Source organism: uncultured Porphyromonas sp. (assembly GCF_902489635.1).
GTDB lineage: Bacteria > Bacteroidota > Bacteroidia > Bacteroidales > Porphyromonadaceae > Porphyromonas.
Map to the genome: position 1 here is coordinate 26581 of NZ_CABUAN010000016.1, position 16824 is coordinate 43404.

The 16824-nt window shown below is 56.2% G+C and carries 14 protein-coding genes; 3 read left to right on the plus strand and 11 right to left on the minus strand.

What is annotated here, in order from left to right:
- The first annotated feature begins 40 nt into the window (after window positions 1-40).
- Window positions 41-604 (plus strand): peptidylprolyl isomerase, encoded by a 564-nt coding sequence (locus tag RDM37_RS04570; RefSeq protein ID WP_297168481.1) that lies wholly within the window; start codon window positions 41-43, stop codon window positions 602-604.
- An 11-nt stretch (window positions 605-615) separates the two neighbouring features.
- Window positions 616-1704, plus strand: coding sequence for a chorismate synthase (gene aroC / locus RDM37_RS04575; protein ID WP_308555402.1), 1089 nt, complete (start codon window positions 616-618; stop codon window positions 1702-1704).
- On the opposite strand, the gene hemG is transcribed toward aroC, so the two are convergent.
- The 7 genes from hemG to upp all read right to left on the minus strand — a co-directional run bounded on the left by hemG (window position 1681) and on the right by upp (window position 11692).
- Window positions 1681-3054: a protoporphyrinogen oxidase gene (gene hemG, locus RDM37_RS04580; protein ID WP_308555404.1), complete on the minus strand. Its 1374-nt coding sequence runs from the start codon at window positions 3052-3054 to the stop codon at window positions 1681-1683. The genes aroC and hemG overlap by 24 nt on opposite strands.
- Window positions 3055-3066: 12 nt before the next feature.
- A complete protein-coding gene (gene bioA, locus RDM37_RS04585) occupies window positions 3067-4380 on the minus strand; it encodes an adenosylmethionine--8-amino-7-oxononanoate transaminase (RefSeq protein WP_308555406.1) in 1314 nt (437 codons plus the stop codon).
- A gap of 3 nt (window positions 4381-4383) precedes the next feature.
- On the minus strand, window positions 4384-5388 hold the full coding sequence (bioB, locus tag RDM37_RS04590; RefSeq protein WP_308555408.1) for a biotin synthase BioB: 1005 nt from the start codon (window positions 5386-5388) through the stop codon (window positions 4384-4386).
- A gap of 143 nt (window positions 5389-5531) precedes the next feature.
- Complete coding sequence (locus tag RDM37_RS04595; protein WP_308555410.1) at window positions 5532-7571, minus strand: peptide MFS transporter; 2040 nt, start codon at window positions 7569-7571, stop codon at window positions 5532-5534.
- A 39-nt stretch (window positions 7572-7610) separates the two neighbouring features.
- Window positions 7611-8720 carry a DUF4831 family protein gene (locus RDM37_RS04600; protein ID WP_308555412.1) on the minus strand — a complete coding sequence of 370 codons (1110 nt, stop codon included), beginning with the start codon at window positions 8718-8720 and terminating at the stop codon, window positions 7611-7613.
- 361 nt (window positions 8721-9081) lie between these two features.
- Entirely contained in the window at window positions 9082-11019 is a 1938-nt protein-coding gene (locus tag RDM37_RS04605; RefSeq protein WP_308555415.1) for a U32 family peptidase, read from the minus strand.
- A gap of 13 nt (window positions 11020-11032) precedes the next feature.
- Window positions 11033-11692: a uracil phosphoribosyltransferase gene (gene upp / locus RDM37_RS04610; protein ID WP_308555417.1), complete on the minus strand. Its 660-nt coding sequence runs from the start codon at window positions 11690-11692 to the stop codon at window positions 11033-11035.
- Between the two features lie 90 nt (window positions 11693-11782).
- Here upp and RDM37_RS04615 point away from each other — a divergent pair, with 90 nt between their 5' ends.
- Window positions 11783-12547, plus strand: a complete 765-nt coding sequence (locus RDM37_RS04615; RefSeq protein WP_308555419.1) for a porin family protein — start codon at window positions 11783-11785, stop codon at window positions 12545-12547.
- 16 nt (window positions 12548-12563) lie between these two features.
- On the opposite strand, the gene lpxB is transcribed toward RDM37_RS04615, so the two are convergent.
- Genes lpxB through RDM37_RS04635 form a run of 4 tightly spaced genes read right to left on the minus strand, consistent with a single transcriptional unit; the run spans window position 12564 to window position 16607 of the window.
- Window positions 12564-13700: a lipid-A-disaccharide synthase gene (lpxB, locus tag RDM37_RS04620; protein WP_308555421.1), complete on the minus strand. Its 1137-nt coding sequence runs from the start codon at window positions 13698-13700 to the stop codon at window positions 12564-12566.
- Window positions 13701-13719: 19 nt separating this feature from the next.
- On the minus strand, window positions 13720-14484 hold the full coding sequence (gene surE, locus RDM37_RS04625; protein WP_308555423.1) for a 5'/3'-nucleotidase SurE: 765 nt from the start codon (window positions 14482-14484) through the stop codon (window positions 13720-13722).
- Window positions 14485-14518: 34 nt separating this feature from the next.
- On the minus strand, window positions 14519-15064 hold the full coding sequence (locus RDM37_RS04630; RefSeq protein ID WP_308555425.1) for an FKBP-type peptidyl-prolyl cis-trans isomerase: 546 nt from the start codon (window positions 15062-15064) through the stop codon (window positions 14519-14521).
- Entirely contained in the window at window positions 15054-16607 is a 1554-nt protein-coding gene (locus RDM37_RS04635) for a glycine--tRNA ligase (protein ID WP_308555427.1), read from the minus strand. The genes RDM37_RS04630 and RDM37_RS04635 overlap by 11 nt, the downstream gene beginning before the upstream one ends.
- Window positions 16608-16824 lie beyond the last annotated feature (217 nt).

Here is a 16824-nt window from a genome sequence, read left to right on the forward strand (position 1 = left end):
TGCCTGAACCGCATTTTATCACGAACAAAGTATACCTAACATGAAGATTACAAAAGATAGCTACGTAACCTGCGAGTACGAACTCTACACAGGTGAAGGAAAGGAAGACATCGTCGAGAAGGCTACTCCCGAGGCTCCTCTAGCTCTGATCGTCGGAGCTGGATTTCTACTAGAGGCTTTCGAGAAGCAACTGATGGGTCTAGAGGCTGGCGACAAATTTGACTTTACCCTCAAGCCCGAAGAGGCGTATGGAGAGGTCTCTGACGCTTACATCCTGGAGCTGGAGAAGGATCTCTTCAAAAACGAGAAGGGCGAATTCCACTCAGATGTCGTTTTCGAAGGCAACGCAGTCCCTATGCTCGACAACCAAGGCAATCAGCTGGTTGGTATCGTCGAGAAGATCACGGACGATACGGTGACGATGGACTTTAACCATCCGCTGGCTGGTCAGACGCTACACTTCATCGGATCTGTCCTAGAGGCACGTCCTGCCACTGAGGAGGATCGTCAGAGACTGACGGCACAGTTCTCGGGCCATGCGGGCGGTTGCTGCGACGGCGACGACCACGAGGGTGGCTGCTCTTGCTGCAGCGGTTGCCACTAAGCAATCATACGATGAATAGCTTCGGACGGCATCTGCGACTGACCACCTTTGGGGAGTCGCACGGAGTGGCCATGGGGGGAATCCTCGATGGTATGCCTGCGGGCTTCCGGATCGATCGGGAGGCTGTGCAGCACTTTGTCAACCTACGTCGTCCGGGCTACTCACGATCTACGACAAAACGCCGAGAGCCAGACGAAGTGGTCTGGCTCTCAGGCTTGACTGACGAGGGACGGACGCTGGGAAGTCCGATAGCCTTCGTGATACAAAATAGGGATGCTCGCTCGCAAGACTACGCCACCGCCACGAGTGAGCTAGGAAAACCCTTTAGAGCAAATCATGCCGACCTGACTTACTGGCTTAAGTATGGCCTCGAGCCACAGCCTGGTGGAGGTCGGTCAAGTGGTCGTGAGACGGTCGCTCGTGTGGTGGCGGGAGCCATCGCTCAGCAGTGGTTAGAGCAGCTGCGAGGCGTCACAGTGCAGGCTTTCATACAGCAGGTGGGCACTCTGTCGCTAGCTGGCGACTACACGACCTACCCTCTAGAGCATACTTACGACCGCCTCTGCTACTGTCCTGATGAGACACTAGATGAGGAGATAGCCACTTACCTGACTAAGGTACAAGCCGACCGAGACAGCGTGGGCGGTGTCGTGGGCTGTGTGGTGCGTGGTGTGCCCGCAGGCCTTGGAGCCCCCGTCTTTGACCGTATACCAGCACTCCTGAGCTATGCCGTGATGAGCATACCGGGGAGTCGTGCTTTTGCCTTTGGCGATGGCTTTGACCTAGCGGGGCAGTGGGGTAGTGAGGTGCTAGACGAATTGCTCGCGATGAGCGATACGGGCATGGTGACCTTCGGCAGCAATCACAATGGCGGTGCACTCGGCGGCATCACGACGGGACAGGATCTGGTGATGAAGGTAGCGTTTAAGCCGACCCCGACCATTGCCCGTCCGCAGCAGACGCTCACGACCGAAGGTAAGCGCGTGACACATACCTTCACGGGCCGTCACGACCCGTGCATAGCACTACGGGCGGTGCCTGTCGTGCAGTCTATGGTCGCTCTGACTCTTGCCGACCTACTGATCGCTGTCGGTGATTAGTTGCTGGGCGACCTGCGTCGCTTGTGTGATGCGGTGCGCCATGCCGATACCATCCCGACAATTGCCCGCAATGATGAGTCCCGGGTAGCGATGCTCTACCTCCGCAATGGCTGCGCAGCGTCTCTCGCTGTCGGCACCATACTGCGGGATCGCATGGCGGTGGCGCGAGATATGCACCATACTAGGCACTATGCGTGGGTCGATGTCGAGCACTTTGTATAGCTCTTTGAGTGCCAAAGCTTGCAGCTCTTTCTCTTCCATATCGATTAAGTCGGGGCGTCGTGCGCCTCCCATGAAGATGCTGTAGAGCACCCCTTCGGCAGTCGGTGTGCGCTCGGCAAAGCAGTCCGACGGGAAGAGAACCCCGAGGATGTCGACCGGCTCTGACGAAGGCATGAGCGCACCGAAGCCACGATAGTTACTGACCTTATGGTCAAAGCCGACAGCCACCTCGACGATCGGCGCATAGTAGAGACTTGTAATGGGCGATAAGAGTTCGTCTGGGAGGGTCTCCCCGAGGAAGCTCGCCAAGGCGTGGGCACCTACGGTCGAGACCACCTGCTCGGCTGAGACTTCGTGTAGCTCTCCGCCTTGCTGGTAGGTGACAAGCCAGTCGCCCGCTGCACCCTGTCTGACTGAGGTGACGGGGGCTCCCGTGCGGACATGCTCCGTGCCGATCTGCTCGACCATCTCGTGGATCATCGTCTCCAGTCCGTGGCGTCCGGAGTAGACCTCTTTGGTGGCTAGGCGATCACGGTCGCTCTTGGGCTCTTTGGCTTTAGCCATAGCTCCACGGATGAAGCTCCCATACTCCTGCTCTAGGTTGTAGAGCTTGGGTAGTGCGTGGCGGGTCTCTAGCTTCATCGGATCGCCAGCGTAGATGCCCCCGACGAAGGGGTCGACGGCATACTGCAGGAAGCTCTTGCCTAGACGTCGCTTCGCAAGAGAGCCGACAGACTCGTAGGGATCGTTGCCTTTCTTGCGCCACGGCTCACCGAGCAGGCGAAACTTATCGCCTAGCGTAAAGAGCGGTGTCGTGAGCCCGCTCCAAGGACCCGAAGGGAGCTGGTGCAGCCGTTCTTTCTTATAAATGTATCGACAGTTGCCCGCTGGTGTGGCGGCCTCGTAGCCTGAGGGCAAGAGCGCAAAGAGCTCGGCAACTTCGGGAAAAGATATCGACCCTGTGTTAGGTCCCGTCTCGAAGGTGTAGCCCTCCTCCCGCAAAGTGCGTATTTGTCCACCAGCGCGCTCCGCCTCCTCGAGGACGAGTACGGGCAGTCCCGCTTTTCGTAGGTAGAGTGCCGTGGTGAGTCCTGTGATTCCTGCGCCAATGACTATCGTTTGTTTCATACTGCGTGACTGTTATCGTGATTGTCTAGCGACCATCTCCTGGACGACTGTGAGCAAGCCAGCCGTGAGGCGGGAGAGGTCGTCGGGTTGGATAATGTATGGGGGCATGATGTAGCAGAGCCGGCCGAAGGGTCGTACCCAGATACCGAGCTCTACGAAGCGGCGCTGCATGAAGGCCATATCGACTGGCTCGTCTAGCTCGATCACGCCGATAGTGCCGAGGACGCGCACCTCAGTGACCCCTGCGAAGGTGCTGGCGGGTGCTAGCTCACGCTTCAGTTGCGCCTCGATCTTGGCGACACGTTCTAGCGTTGGTTCACGCTGGATGAGCTGCAAGCTGGCGAGAGCTACGGAGCAAGCCAGAGGGTTGGCCATAAATGTGGGGCCGTGCATAAAGCAGCCCGCCTCACCACGGCAAACGGTCTCAGCGACGCGCTGCGTTGTGACAATGGCGGAGAGCGTCATATAGCCTCCTGTGAGTGCCTTGCCGAGGGTCACGATGTCGGGCAAGACGCCCGCATGCTCCATCGCAAACATACGTCCCGTACGTCCGAAGCCTGTGGCTATCTCGTCGAAAATGAGCAGCACGCCATACTGATTGCACAGCTTACGCGCCTCCACGAGGTAGTTGGGGTGGTAGAAGTACATACCGCCGGCTCCCTGCACGATAGGCTCTAAGATGAGTGCTGCGATCTGCTCGCCGTGCTGAGCAAGCACTTGGCGGAGAGGCTCCATAGCGTCATCACGCCACGGCTCGCCCCACTTGACCGAGGGCGGTGCAAGGAAGTGTTGTTGTGGTAGTGCCGTGCCGAAGATACTATGCATCCCCGTTACAGGGTCGCAGACGCTCATAGCGTGCCAGGTGTCGCCGTGATAGCCTCGACGAATGGTGACGAAGTGATCTCGCTGCGTCTCACCGAGAGACTGCTGGTACTGGATCGCCATCTTGAGCGCCACCTCGACAGCCACCGAACCGCTGTCTGCGTAGAAGATCCAATCGAAACCCTCGGGGAGCATCTTCAGAAGCTCCTTGCCGAGTGCTATGGCAGGCTGATGCGTTAGCCCGCCAAACATGACGTGGCTCATCTTCCCTATCTGCGTCTCCACGGCAGCATTGAGCACAGGGTGGTTGTACCCATGCACAGCGCACCACCAGGAGCTCATGCCGTCGATCAGCTCTGTGCCGTCGGCTAGGTAGATGCGTACCCCCTCGGCGTGCGAAACGGGATAGACTGGTAGCGGATCTTCCGTTGAGGTGTAGGGGTGCCACAGGTGCTTGCGGTCCCACTCTAAGGCTTGCTGGACTGTTGGGTCGTATTGCTTCATAGTTTAAGCGGTTTCTTCGGTACGCCAATCCTTTTCGTTGGTATTGCAATAGCCCATCTCAGCGATGAGCTGCATATCTTCGCGCGCCTGCATACCGCTGGTCGTCAGCATGTCGCCCGTGATGGCGCTATTGATGCCGATGTACATAGCTTGGCGCATCACCTCTGGCGAAAGCCTCAGCCGCCCCCCACTAAAGCGCAGGAAAGCCGTCGGATTGATCAGACGAAAGAGTGCCACCGTGCGCAGATACTCCTCGTCCGTCAGGCGAGGCTCGTCGGCTAGTGGCGTCCCAGCGATCGGCTGGAGTATATTAATAGGTATGGAGCGTATGGCGAGCGAACGGAGATAGCAGGCGAACTCGATGCGCTGTGCCATCGTCTCGCCCATGCCGATGATCCCTCCCGAGCAAACCTGCAACCCTACCTCCCGAGCCCAACGAATGGTCTGCTCTTTCTCTGCCTGCGTGTGGGTCGTGCAGAGCTTGGGAAAGTGTGACGGAGCACTCTCCAGATTGCAGTGATAGGTGGTGACACCCGCCTCGTGCAGGCGTCGGAGTTGCTCCTTCGTCAGCAGTCCCATAGAGGCGCAGAGCTTGATGTCGCTCGCCTGGTGCATCGCCTCATAGTGCTGTGCGATACGCTCTATCTCCCGGTCACTCTGTCCTCGTCCACTGGCAACGAGTGCTATGCGCCCGATGCCCGCCTGACGATTAGCTCGTGACTCAGCCACGCACGGCTCGACATCCAGCAGTGGATAGGCATCTGCCTGCGTATGGTAGTGAGCACTCTGAGCGCACCAGTGACAATCCTCGGAGCAGTGTCCGCTCTTGACATTGATGATCGAGCAGGTGTCGAAGGCGTCTCCCATACAGTGCCGCGTCACGCGGTGGGCTGCCTCGTAGAGCTCCTCGCTAGTCGCTTCTTTGGCGAGTTGGAGCGCTTCTTCTTGTGTTACCTCCACGGGTTCTGGAGAGCAGAGAGAGGTGACGATGTCTGATAAAGGTCTCATGAGCATTCTATTGTATATCTATAATCGAATGGACGCATCGCCCACCCCTTGCTTAGTAAAGGAGTCTGCGATACGTCCATCGTTATTGGTGGAGAATTGATACAGTCTTTTGTTGGAGACTGTTATCTCATAGTACAGCCTCTTTAGTCTGCCGTAGCGCGCTCGAGTCGCTTCATAACAGCAAATATGAAGGCGGCAGAGAGGAGACAGCAGATGATTAGCACGCCCCAGAACCAGCCCATAGGCATCTTGTCCCAGAGAGAGCCCATCACGCCGACGAGCAGGTTACCGATAGCGGTTGCTGCGAGCCATCCACCCTGCATAAGACCAGCGTACTGTGGAGGAGCTACCTTAGAAACGAAGGATAGACCCATCGGGCTAAGGAAGAGCTCAGCAAGTGTCAGTACGAAGTAAGTACCGATCAGCCAATTAGGCGATACGAGCGTATCACTGGTGCCATGGATATGAGCAGGTGCGGGTAGTGCGTACATGATCGTTGGGATCAGTAGTACGCAGAATCCGATAGCTGCTAGGAGCATACCGATACCTATCTTGCGAGGAGCTGAGGGCTCCTTGCCACGATTGGCTAGATAACCAAAGAGACCTACCGTGATAGGAGTTAGCAGGATGATGAAGAATGGGTTGAACTGCTGGAAGATCTGAGGTGTAATGTTTCTCAGAGCATCACCGATAGGCTTGATGTCTACGAAGTATCCACCAGCGAGACCAGCGATACCTAGCACGACGAGGACTAAGCCTGTCTTGACATTTTTCTTACCACCCAGTAGTCCAAAGGTAGAGAGGTAGATACCATACATAAAGCAGATGAAAGGTATCAGCATCAGTAGACTAAACGGCATATAGCCCGCAGCGTCTACACGTGATACGGTATAGTCTCGTGCGAAGAAGGTCATCGTCAAGCCGTTCTGGTGGAAAGCCATCCAGAAGAAGATCACAACGAAGAAGACCAGTCCTAGTGCGATGAGACGCTCCTTAACCTCAGCCTTAGACATCTCGACGACATGCGCTGAGCTGTCGCCCTGTGCTGCCATAGCCTTAGCTTGCTTGACGGTTACGTCTGCTGCCTTCCAGGTCTTACGACAGAGTACGAAGATCAAGATAGATATGATCAAGCTGATACAAGCCACAAAGAACGAGAGACTATAAGATTGTGACAAGGTCGTCGACACATAGTGCTCACCGAAGGCACGCTCGAAGCTTAACTCTTGAGCTGCTTCACCTCTGTCTACGCGCTCCGCATTGAGCTTACTGTTTAGATCAGCCGTCCACTCAGCTGGGATCTGCAGCATAGCCACGCGCTCATTGATAGCAAACTTGGCCGGCTCGTCCTTTGCATCGCGACTGATGAGGATCTCATGGTCGGCATCCGTGATCTGCAGTTGAGGATCACTCACTAGCCCAGCTTTAGTATACTGGCGGAGGGCTGCTATACGTAGGTCGTGAAGAACCTGTGCCTCGTCCTCGGGGAACATGACACCAGCCTTCTTCTTAGCCGCTGAGATCTTTTGATCCAGCTCCTTAGTTGCTAGCTGAGCATACTCAGGGTGCTTAGCTTTCAGCTCTGCGATAAAGGCATCAGCATCGACCGTCTCATCGTTGAGCTTATTGTAGTTTGCGGGAATGGTTGCATCGTAGAAGTAGTTCTCCTTAGCTAGTACATTGTTCGTAATCCAGTTACCCATGCTAGGAGCAAAGAAGGCACCGATGTTGATGAACATGTAAAAGATAGAGAACGCCATATCACGTCCCTTAGAGAACCTGGGGTCATCATATATCTTACCCACGAGTGCCTGTAGGTTACCCTTGAAGAGTCCCGTACCAGCAGCAATCAGGAAGAGGGACAAGAGCATGATCGTGATACCTGCACTTCCAGAGCCAAAAGGTAGCCCCAGGAGGAGGTAACCAGCGAACATGATCGTGACACCTGCAAAGATGGTCTTACCATATCCGAGCCATTTATCAGCTATGATACCACCGAAGATTGGGAGGAAGTAGACCAGCGCTAAGAAGGTTCCATATAGCATACTAGTCGTTGCCGAGGAGAAGCCGAACTTCGCCTGTAGGTAGAGCGTCAATATGGCCAGCATCGTGTAGTAGCCGAAGCGCTCTCCCATGTTCGTTAGGGCCAATACGATGAGCCCCTTAGGGTGTTTATTTTCCATATGAATGGTTCGTTTATAGATTAGTGTTTTTTCAAGTTATTACTGCTGCGGCAGCTCGATCAGCTTGATAGAGCCACTCGTGAGGTCGAAGTATATCGTGTAGGGCAGCTGGCCTAGCTTGTCAGCACCGAGCTTGTGCTCTAGGAGAGCTGTGCGTCCCCACTGAGCCACCGAGAGTTCTAGCATGATCGCCTGGCTCCGCTCGGGCAGCTGTAGTGACACGCGAGCTCGTCCTGGCTCGATGTAGCGGAGCGCCTTGCTCTTGGCCAGTTTGTGCAGCTCAGCATCGCTCTGCTGCGTGGGATGATCTAGAGCCTCGACACTTATATATATAGGAGCACCTGAGAGATCTGCCTTGTCGACCAAGCCGTACTGCGGTGCAAAGCGAGCCACCACCTGCTGTGAGGCCGGCTCGTCAATGGGGACGTCCACGATCTCCTCGTAGTATCGTCTCGTAGTACGACCAGCGAAGAGTGCCTGCAGTGCTGCTATCTCTTTGTCCAGTCCGTCTAGGACCATCTTGAGTGCTGGTCCATCGCACGGCATTGTCTCGACTTGACCCGAGAGCAGCTCCACACGGCGCTCTCGTAGCTCGAAGAGTCTACTGGCCGCCACCTCAGCCTGCTTGGCACGTGAGGTCGCTAGGGCATACTCTTGAGGTAGTGCCTGACTCGCCTCCTGTTGGGTTACCCCCTTAGGATAGTCTGCGAGGTAGTCCGTCGTGGTAGGCTTGTACGCCTTGCCGTGGAGTGAGTAGAGCAGACCTTCGGGCGTTAGTGCCGCCAGCTGCTCGACAGAGGGTGTCGTCACTGACTGGATCAGATAGCTCTGTGTCGTGTCGGGGACTCCATGAGCGTGCATCGCCACACGCTCTATCTGGTAGCGTGTCGTGGGCTGCGTCGCATAGCTCTCACCTAGATACCTAGAGGCGTAAGAGACCAGTGCACCAGGCTCAAACTGCTCCTCTGAGATGACAAAGTGTATACGTAGTTGTGTCTTCGGTAGATAGTAAACGACCCCGTTCGCAGGCTGTTCGCCAGCCACGTACGGAGTCACAGTCGCCTGACGACTAGCGCAGCTCGTGAGCCACACCATCGTCATCGCAAGTACCCATCTAATTAGTCGGGTAGGGGTCTTAGGTCTGTGCATAATCTACCAGTGAAAAATAGACTTGGGACAAAGATACGAAAAAGAGATTAGAGGGGAGTTAGAGATTAGAAGTTAGAGATTAGAGATCGGAGTGCTAGTGCCACTAGTAGCACTAGTGCAACTAGAGAGGCTAGCCAATGGCTAACAACCAACGGTCAACAGGGTAAATAGCTCGGAATGGTCGTCCCATACTGATGGGACAAAAAGATCCCACCTGCGTTGGGACGAAAAAATCCCAAGGGAGGGATTAAAAAATCCCCACGGAGGGACGAAAAGATCCCAAGGGAGGGATCAAGAAATATCCACGTGGGGATTTGAGACTTCCCACGTGGATATCGAATTAGAGGGTAGAAGTTAGAGATTAGAGGTTAGTTTGAGGGGGATCTAGCCACAGGGTCATCATGCAGTGGAGACAGTCGTTTGCGACACGCAGTCGATCTCGCCCACGCACTAGATAGAGTGGCAGCGCAAAAGGTGGCTTGCGCCCCGTCCGTGTGCAGTAGCCGAGCTGATGCAGCAGGCAGTGACGGGTAAACATCACGGGGATCGATCCCTCGGGGCGCTCGACCTCCAGGGCAGGAGCGATGCTCCCGGAGACGCCTAGCTGGCGGTAGAGCTGACGTGCCGACTCATTGGCTACATTGTAGGTAAAGTCTAGCGTGTCGGGCAGACCATACCGCTGACGTGCCGTAGGGTCTGACGTGCGGAGTCGGTCGAGGCGCTGCTGCAGTAGGGGCTTACCGATGGCGTCTCTGCGTTGTAGTGCTAGAGCGAGGCATTGACGCTGTAGCTCCTCCGCGAGTTCTCGTCGCAGCTCCGCAACGAGCGAGGGCGGGACGAAGAGTCCGTCTAACTTTATGGTCTCCTCTGTAGCTCTGTATGGTGTGTCGCCGAGCTTGCGGAGGGTGCGCTCTACGTGAGCCGTATTGTCTCGCTGCGCAGGCTCTAGCGTGACCGATCGGCTACGTGTGACCGACAGCTCGGCTGCCTCCGTGAGTTGCATTTGTAGTGTGAGCCGGTCGGGAGTTGCCTCTAGATGTAGCGACACCGGTATGGTGCGGGTAGAGGCATCGGGACGTAGGAGCTGAGCCTCTAGGAGATGGTTGAGATTGCGCCAGAGCGTCGTCCCCTGCGGTAGCTCGAGCGCTTGGGAGAGACGCAGACGATAGTGTCCTGCTCGCCTAGCGGGCGTCACTTGGTTGATCTGCGCTCCGATGAGCTTCTTGTCGATAGCGTAAGCGACCACCCCGTCGCCATTAGCAAGCGCGATGTCGTCGCTCAGGAGTGCTATCTCTAGCTCTTTGCCTCGACTCTGGATTACCGTGCCGATCGGCTGGCCGAGGCTTTTGCTGCTAAAGGGTGTGATGCTATCGGTGGGAATAGGCGAACCGAGGGGCGTATTGTAGCTGGTAAAGGGGCGGGCAAAGGTCGCCTCAGGCTGAGGCGTGAAGGTGTACTCCGCCGCTCCCCATGAGGGACGTCGCAACTCACCACTACGACGAGTCAAGATCTCGTCTAGCACTCTACGATAGTGAGCGATGACGTTGCGCACGTAAGGGATCGCCTTGAGTCGGCCCTCCACCTTGAAGGAGCTGACGCCCGCATCGATCATCTCTTCGATGATCTCGGTGCGGTTGAGATCTTTCAGAGAGAGTAGGTGTTCGCCCTGGCGTAGCTTTTGTCCCTGAGCATCGACGAGATCATAAGTCATGCGACAGTACTGAGCGCATTGCCCCCGATTGGCACTGCGCTGCGAGAGTGCCTCGGAGATAAAGCAGCGACCACTGTAAGAGACGCAGAGAGCCCCGTGGACGAACGCCTCCAGTCGCAGCGGGGTCTTGTCGCGCACCATCGCAATGTCCTGACAGCTCCACTCGCGCGGCAAGACAGCCTGCTCGAATCCTAGATCGGAGAGCATCTGCAGCTGCTCTAGCGAATGGTTGTGACACTGCGTGCTAGCGTGTAGCGGGATAGGCGGTAGCTCCTGGGTGAGTAGTCCGAGATCCTGTATGATGAGTGCATCAGCGCCCGCCTCGTAGAGCTGATGCGCCATCTCGACGGCGTGAGTTAACTGACTATCGGTGAGGATCGTATTGAGTGCTACATAGACTCGTGCGGCATAGCTGTGGGCTGCATCGCAGAGCTGCCGTATATCTTCGAGCGAGACCCCGACGGCACTCCTAGCACCATACTGAGGAGCGCCCACGTAGACCGCATCGGCACCCGCCGAGAGCGCTACCAGACCGCCCTCGAGCGAGGAGGCTGGAGCCAAGAGCTCTATGTCGCGTAGTGTAGTCAACGGAGCCTCCCTTTTAGAGCTTACTACCGAAGGCTAGATCGCCCGCATCACCCAGTCCTGGGACGATGTAAGCATGCTCGTTGAGTGTTGGGTCGATGACAGCCACCCATAGTGTGACGGGTGCCTTGTCGTCAAACTGAGACTGGAGAAAGTCAATAGCTTGCTGGCTAGCCACGATGGCGACCATGTGGGTGTGGCGAGGTGTGCCACAGCTCTTGAGGAGTGCTTGCCAGGAGAGATGCATAGAGCCTCCCGTGGCGAGCATCGGGTCAACGAGAAGTAGCTCCTTGCCGGTCAGGTCTGGCGCAGCAACATACTCGACATGTATGTCAAAGTCTTCGTCATCCTTGACCTTGCGATAGGCGGAGATGAAAGCATTTTCGGCACGATCGAAGAAGTCTAGGAAGCCGTGATGAAGGGGTAGTCCAGCACGGAGGATCGTTGCCACGACGAGCTGCTCATCTAGTACGGCTGTGGGGGCGGTGCCGAGTGGTGTCTCCACGGGACGTGTCTGGTAGTGGAGCTGCTTGCTCAGTTCGTAAGCCATGATGTGGCCGATGCGCTCGATGTTTGCTCTAAAGCGTAGGGGATCTCTCTGGATCTCTCGGTCTCGTATCTCAGAGATGAAGTGGGTCAGGAGTGAAGGTCTCTCGGATAGATTGTATACCTGCATGAGCTTTACTATGTTTGGGTGCTTAAATCAAGCAAATATACAATATCTTTGCCGGATAGACGTTTGAATCACGTAGTCAATTACTCTTTTGTGAAGCAAGACGTAAGTACATATCATACCTATTCACTAGGTCGTCGCCATGGGTTGGTGGGGCTCCTGCTCCTGCTGCTCCTGGTGCCAATGGCTACCACGCTCTCTGCGCAAACGGCACGACCGATGACGCGACCCTATGCGGATCATAGACGATTCAACTGGGGGTTTCACGTGGGAGTGCATGTGGAGGATCTGATCATCGACAACCTGGGCCCGACGGAGGGGGAGGCGCAAACGCTCTATGCAGCAGTGCCGAGCTATAGCCCAGGCTTTAGCGTAGGGGTCATAGCCAACTACAACCCGCACATGGATTGGAGTATACGACTGCTCCCGACACTACACTTTGGGGAGCAGCGATTGCTCTTTAGGTCTTGGGAGGCAACGGGCGACGAGGCTTTTGAATCGATGCCGATGCGCACCAGTCAGATCGAGTTGCCGCTACTGGTCAAGTACAGCTCTGTGCGCTTCAACGACACCCGCCCTTATCTCGTGGGGGGCGTCTACGGCTTGCTACACATGGGTCAGAAAAAGGGTGCTCCCTTGCAGTTCGCACCGCTCTCAGCGGGCTGGACCTTTGGCGTCGGGTGCGACATTTACCTGCGCTACTTCAAGCTCTCGCCGGAGCTACGCTTTGACTTTGGCTTTACGGACCTGATCCGTCACAATCGCCCCGACCTGGATGATGGGGCTAGCATGCGCTACACCAATGCGCTACGTCGTGGCACGGGACGGATGATCATGCTCACCTTCTGCTTCGAGTAGGCGCGACAGCACACCGCTACGCCTCCGACTCCCACTGCGTAGACAACTCGTGGTAGATTCTCTCGGCTGCCACCTGCGAGGCTACACGTGACGGTTCTAGTCGCTGGCGCACCATACGATATTGCGCTTGCTGCGTCTGATAGGCTGTGCTCTCACGATCGAGCAGCGGGGTTAGCGCTTGAACTAGTCGCTGTGGCGTCACAGCGTCGCCCAGCAGCTCCTCGACAACGGGAGACTCGGCAATCAAGTTGACCAATGAAAAGTAGCGGATCGGCAGGATATGGTCGAACGCCCAACGCGCTAAGCATCCTGCGGGGAGCCGGTAGGCGACCACTTGTGGGGTACCTATGAGTGCTGTCTCAAGCGTGGCTGTCCCGGAGGTGACCAACGCTGCCGAGGCTCCAGCCAAGAGCGGAAGCGTCTCATCGATGACGAGCTCTATGCGCTCACTGAGATAGGGAGTGTAGTGCGCTGGGTCGATGCTCGGTGCTCCTGCGATGACGGCTCGCCAGGGAGCGGGTAGGAGGTCTATCGCTCGGCACATGATCGGTAGGTTGCGGGCTATCTCCGCTTCGCGACTCCCTGGGAGGAGTGCTATGTAAGGTCGTGCCGTATCGCACAGCTTAGCATTGCTATCCAGCAGCTCGCCCACGCTCTGTATGCTCGGATTGCCCACGTAGCGGGCATTGACGCCACGCTGCGAGAGGTAGTCCGCCTCAAAGGGGAGGATCGTCAGGCAGAGGTCCGTGTAGCTCCGGAGACGCTTGATGCGCCTACGACGAGAGGCCCACACCTTAGGCGGAATGTAGTAAACCACTGGCACGCCGTGACGATGCGCCATCGGGAGCGTGTAGCGCAGGTTAAAGCCTCCGTAGTCGATCGGGATGACTACGTCGGGAGGATTCGAGCGCAGCTCCTCTTGTAGTAGGCGTGCAGCTAGTCGTATCTTGCTCATACTGCGCAGCACACTCGTGAAGCCCATGACCGCTATCTCATGGTAGTGGTATAGTGGGGCTACACCCGCCTGCTGCGCCATCTTGTCCCCCCCAATAAAGGCAAAAGCGGCCTTCGCATCGACCGCTTTGAGTGAAGCGATGAGCCGTGCACCATGCTCGTCGCCAGAGGCTTCGCCAGCTATGAGGAGGTATTTCATAGCTTGTCTGTCTATTGCTCTAGAGATGTAGCGGCCACTGCTGGGCGACCTGCTCTAGGAAGGGGTGATCTGTCATATCGATCTGCAGGGGTGAGATCGTAGCGTAGCCCTCGATGAGCCAGTAGTGATCCGTCCCCGTACGTTGATCGGGATCGACCTGATCGCCCTGCATCCAGTAGACAGGAGTGCCGTGCGGTGTCTCGGCACGCATATACTCATTGACGAAGCGTCCCGTACCTTGTGGTGCCCACTTGATACCCTTGGCAGGAGTCTTCGGGAAGTTGACATTGAGCATCGTCGTATGTGGTAGCCCATGCTCGACCACCTGCGGGATGAATTGCTTGGCAAAAGCGCACACCTCGCTAAAGTCGCACTTGTCGCTGTGGTTAGCGAGCGAGAAAGCGACCGCTGGTATACGTGCTATGGCGGCCTCTATGGCAGCTCCCACGGTGCCGGAGTAGATAGCGCAGATGCCGTCGTTGCGCCCATGGTTGATCCCTGAGACCACCAGGTCTGGCAGCTCAGAGGCAAAGAGCGTATTAAGAGCCAGCTTGACACAATCTACGGGCGTACCCGAGCAACTGTAGAGCTGATAGGAGAGTTGCGTACTCTCCTCCATAAAGGAGAGCCGTAGCGGTGTGCGGGAGGTAATCTGCGAAGAGGCTCCCGAGCGGGGCTCCGTGGGGGCGACGACCGTCACCGTCGCTATCTGGGCAAGCGTCTCCGCCAGCTCACGAATCCCCTGCGCATGGACGCCATCATCGTTAGTCAGTAGTATCTTCATAGTGTGTAGATTTAAGGTTTACAGTAGGACAAGCCTAGTCCTCAGAGACCGCTGAACGCTGGCTCTCGGGGATGATCTCCTCGAGCTTGACACGAAACTTCAGTGCCGAGTAAGGATTGATCTCGCCAGAGCGTCTCTCGCCATAGGCTAGGTACCAGGGGATGATGATCTCCGCCTCATCGCCTACGACCATCTGCTGGAGACCTATGCGGGCTCCCTCGACGAGCTGATTTTTCGGGCCACGATTGATCGCAAACTCGGCCGAACGCTCCGACCCGTAGTTACCGTCGACCACCTTGTCGCCTACGAGCAGGCGCATCTCGTAGTGGCACTTGATGCGTGAGGTCTCGATGGGGTACTCCTTGCCTTCGCCATGAGTCAGCCACTTCATATAGACGTAGGCTGAGGAGCCTTCGATAGAGGCTTTGGTATACTCCTCCTTAGAGCCATACTCATTGAAAGAACTCTCATTATTGATCCGCCACTGAGTGGTCGCATCAATAGGATCTTGGCAAGCTGTGAGTAGGAGCAGCGAGAGCAGTGCTAGGAGGCTCGCTCTCAGGGATAGATTATATTTCATCTTCGATCTTCTTGAGTAAGGTGTTGATACTGGTGCGCTCAGCGATGAGGTCATGTAGCGCAGAGATAGGAATACGCTCCTGTTGCATCGTGTCGCGGTCACGTAGGGTGACCGTGTTATCGTCGAGCGTCTGATGATCCACGGTGATACAGTAAGGCGTACCGATAGCATCCTGACGGCGGTAGCGCTTGCCGATGCTATCCTTCTCGTCATACTGGCAGGTGAAGTCGAGGTGCAGGAGACGGACCACCTCCTGAGCCTTCTCATCCAGCCCATCCTTGCGTACGAGTGGCAGGACAGCCAGCTTGACCGGTGCTAGCGCAGGTGGTAGCGAGAGCACGACACGGGTCTCCCCATTCTCTGTCTGCTCCTCCTTGTAAGAGCCACAGAGCACCGAGAGGAACATACGATCCACACCGATACTGGTCTCCACGACGTAGGGGACGTAAGACTCCTTCGTGTCGGGATCGTAGTAGCGGAGCTTCTTGCCTGAGAACTCCTCGTGGCGTGATAGGTCAAAGTCCGTACGGCTATGGATCCCCTCGACCTCCTTGTAGCCAAAGGGCATGAGGTACTCGATATCGGTCGCAGCGTTGGCATAGTGCGCCAGCTTCTCGTGATCGTGGTAGCGGTAGTCGCTCTGCGGGAAGCCTAGAGCGTAGTGCCAGTGCAGGCGCAGCTTCTTCCAGTACTCAAACCACTCCAGCTCAGTGCCTGGCTGTACGAAGTACTGCATCTCCATCTGCTCAAACTCACGCATACGGAAGATAAACTGACGTGCTACGATCTCATTGCGAAAGGCCTTACCGATCTGTGCGATACCGAAGGGGAGCTTCATGCGTCCCGTCTTCTGCACGTTGAGGTAGTTGACAAAGATCCCTTGCGCCGTCTCGGGGCGTAGGTAGATCGTCGAGGCACCCTCGGCCGTCGAACCCACCTCGGTGGAAAACATTAGGTTAAACTGACGCACCTCCGTCCAGTTTGTCGTGCCGCTAATAGGGCAGACGATCTTCTCATCGATGATGATCTGGCGTAGCCCCTCGAGGTCGTTATCGTTGAGTGCCTTAGCCATGCGCTGGCGCAGAGCCTCCGCCTGGTCGAGGTACCCCTTGACACGTGGATTGGTCGTGCGGTAGAGTGACTCGTCAAAGGAGTCGCCAAAGCGCTTGCGCGCCTTCTCGATCTCTTTCTGCGCCTTACCCTCGATCTTAGCGATCTGGTCCTCGATGAGGACGTCCGCGCGGTAGCGCTTCTTGGAGTCTTTATTGTCGATCAGTGGATCGTTGAAAGCATCTATATGTCCCGATGCCCGCCAGATGTCTGGGTGCATAAAGATCGACGAGTCGATGCCGACCACGTTGGGGTGCAGGCGTGTCATCGCCTCCCACCAGTAGCGCTTGATGTTGTTCTTAAGCTCTACACCGTTCTGACCATAGTCGTAGACGGCACTCAGTCCGTCGTAAATATCAGATGAGGGAAAGACAAACCCATACTCCTTACAGTGGGATACAATCTTCTTAAAGAGGTCTTCTTGTGATGCCATAATGATTTCTTGTACTAATTATTATGCTTACAAAGATACGAAAAAGAGGTTAGTTGCTGGCCTTTGGCTGTTAGCTGTTGGCTGTTGGCTGGAGTCATCGGAGTCATCGGAGCCATCGGAGAGATCGGAGCTATCGGAGTGGATCGGAACTGTCGGAGCGATACGACCGCTTGCGGTCGGACGAATCATAGCCCCCAGTCGGAGGGGCTACGCCCCG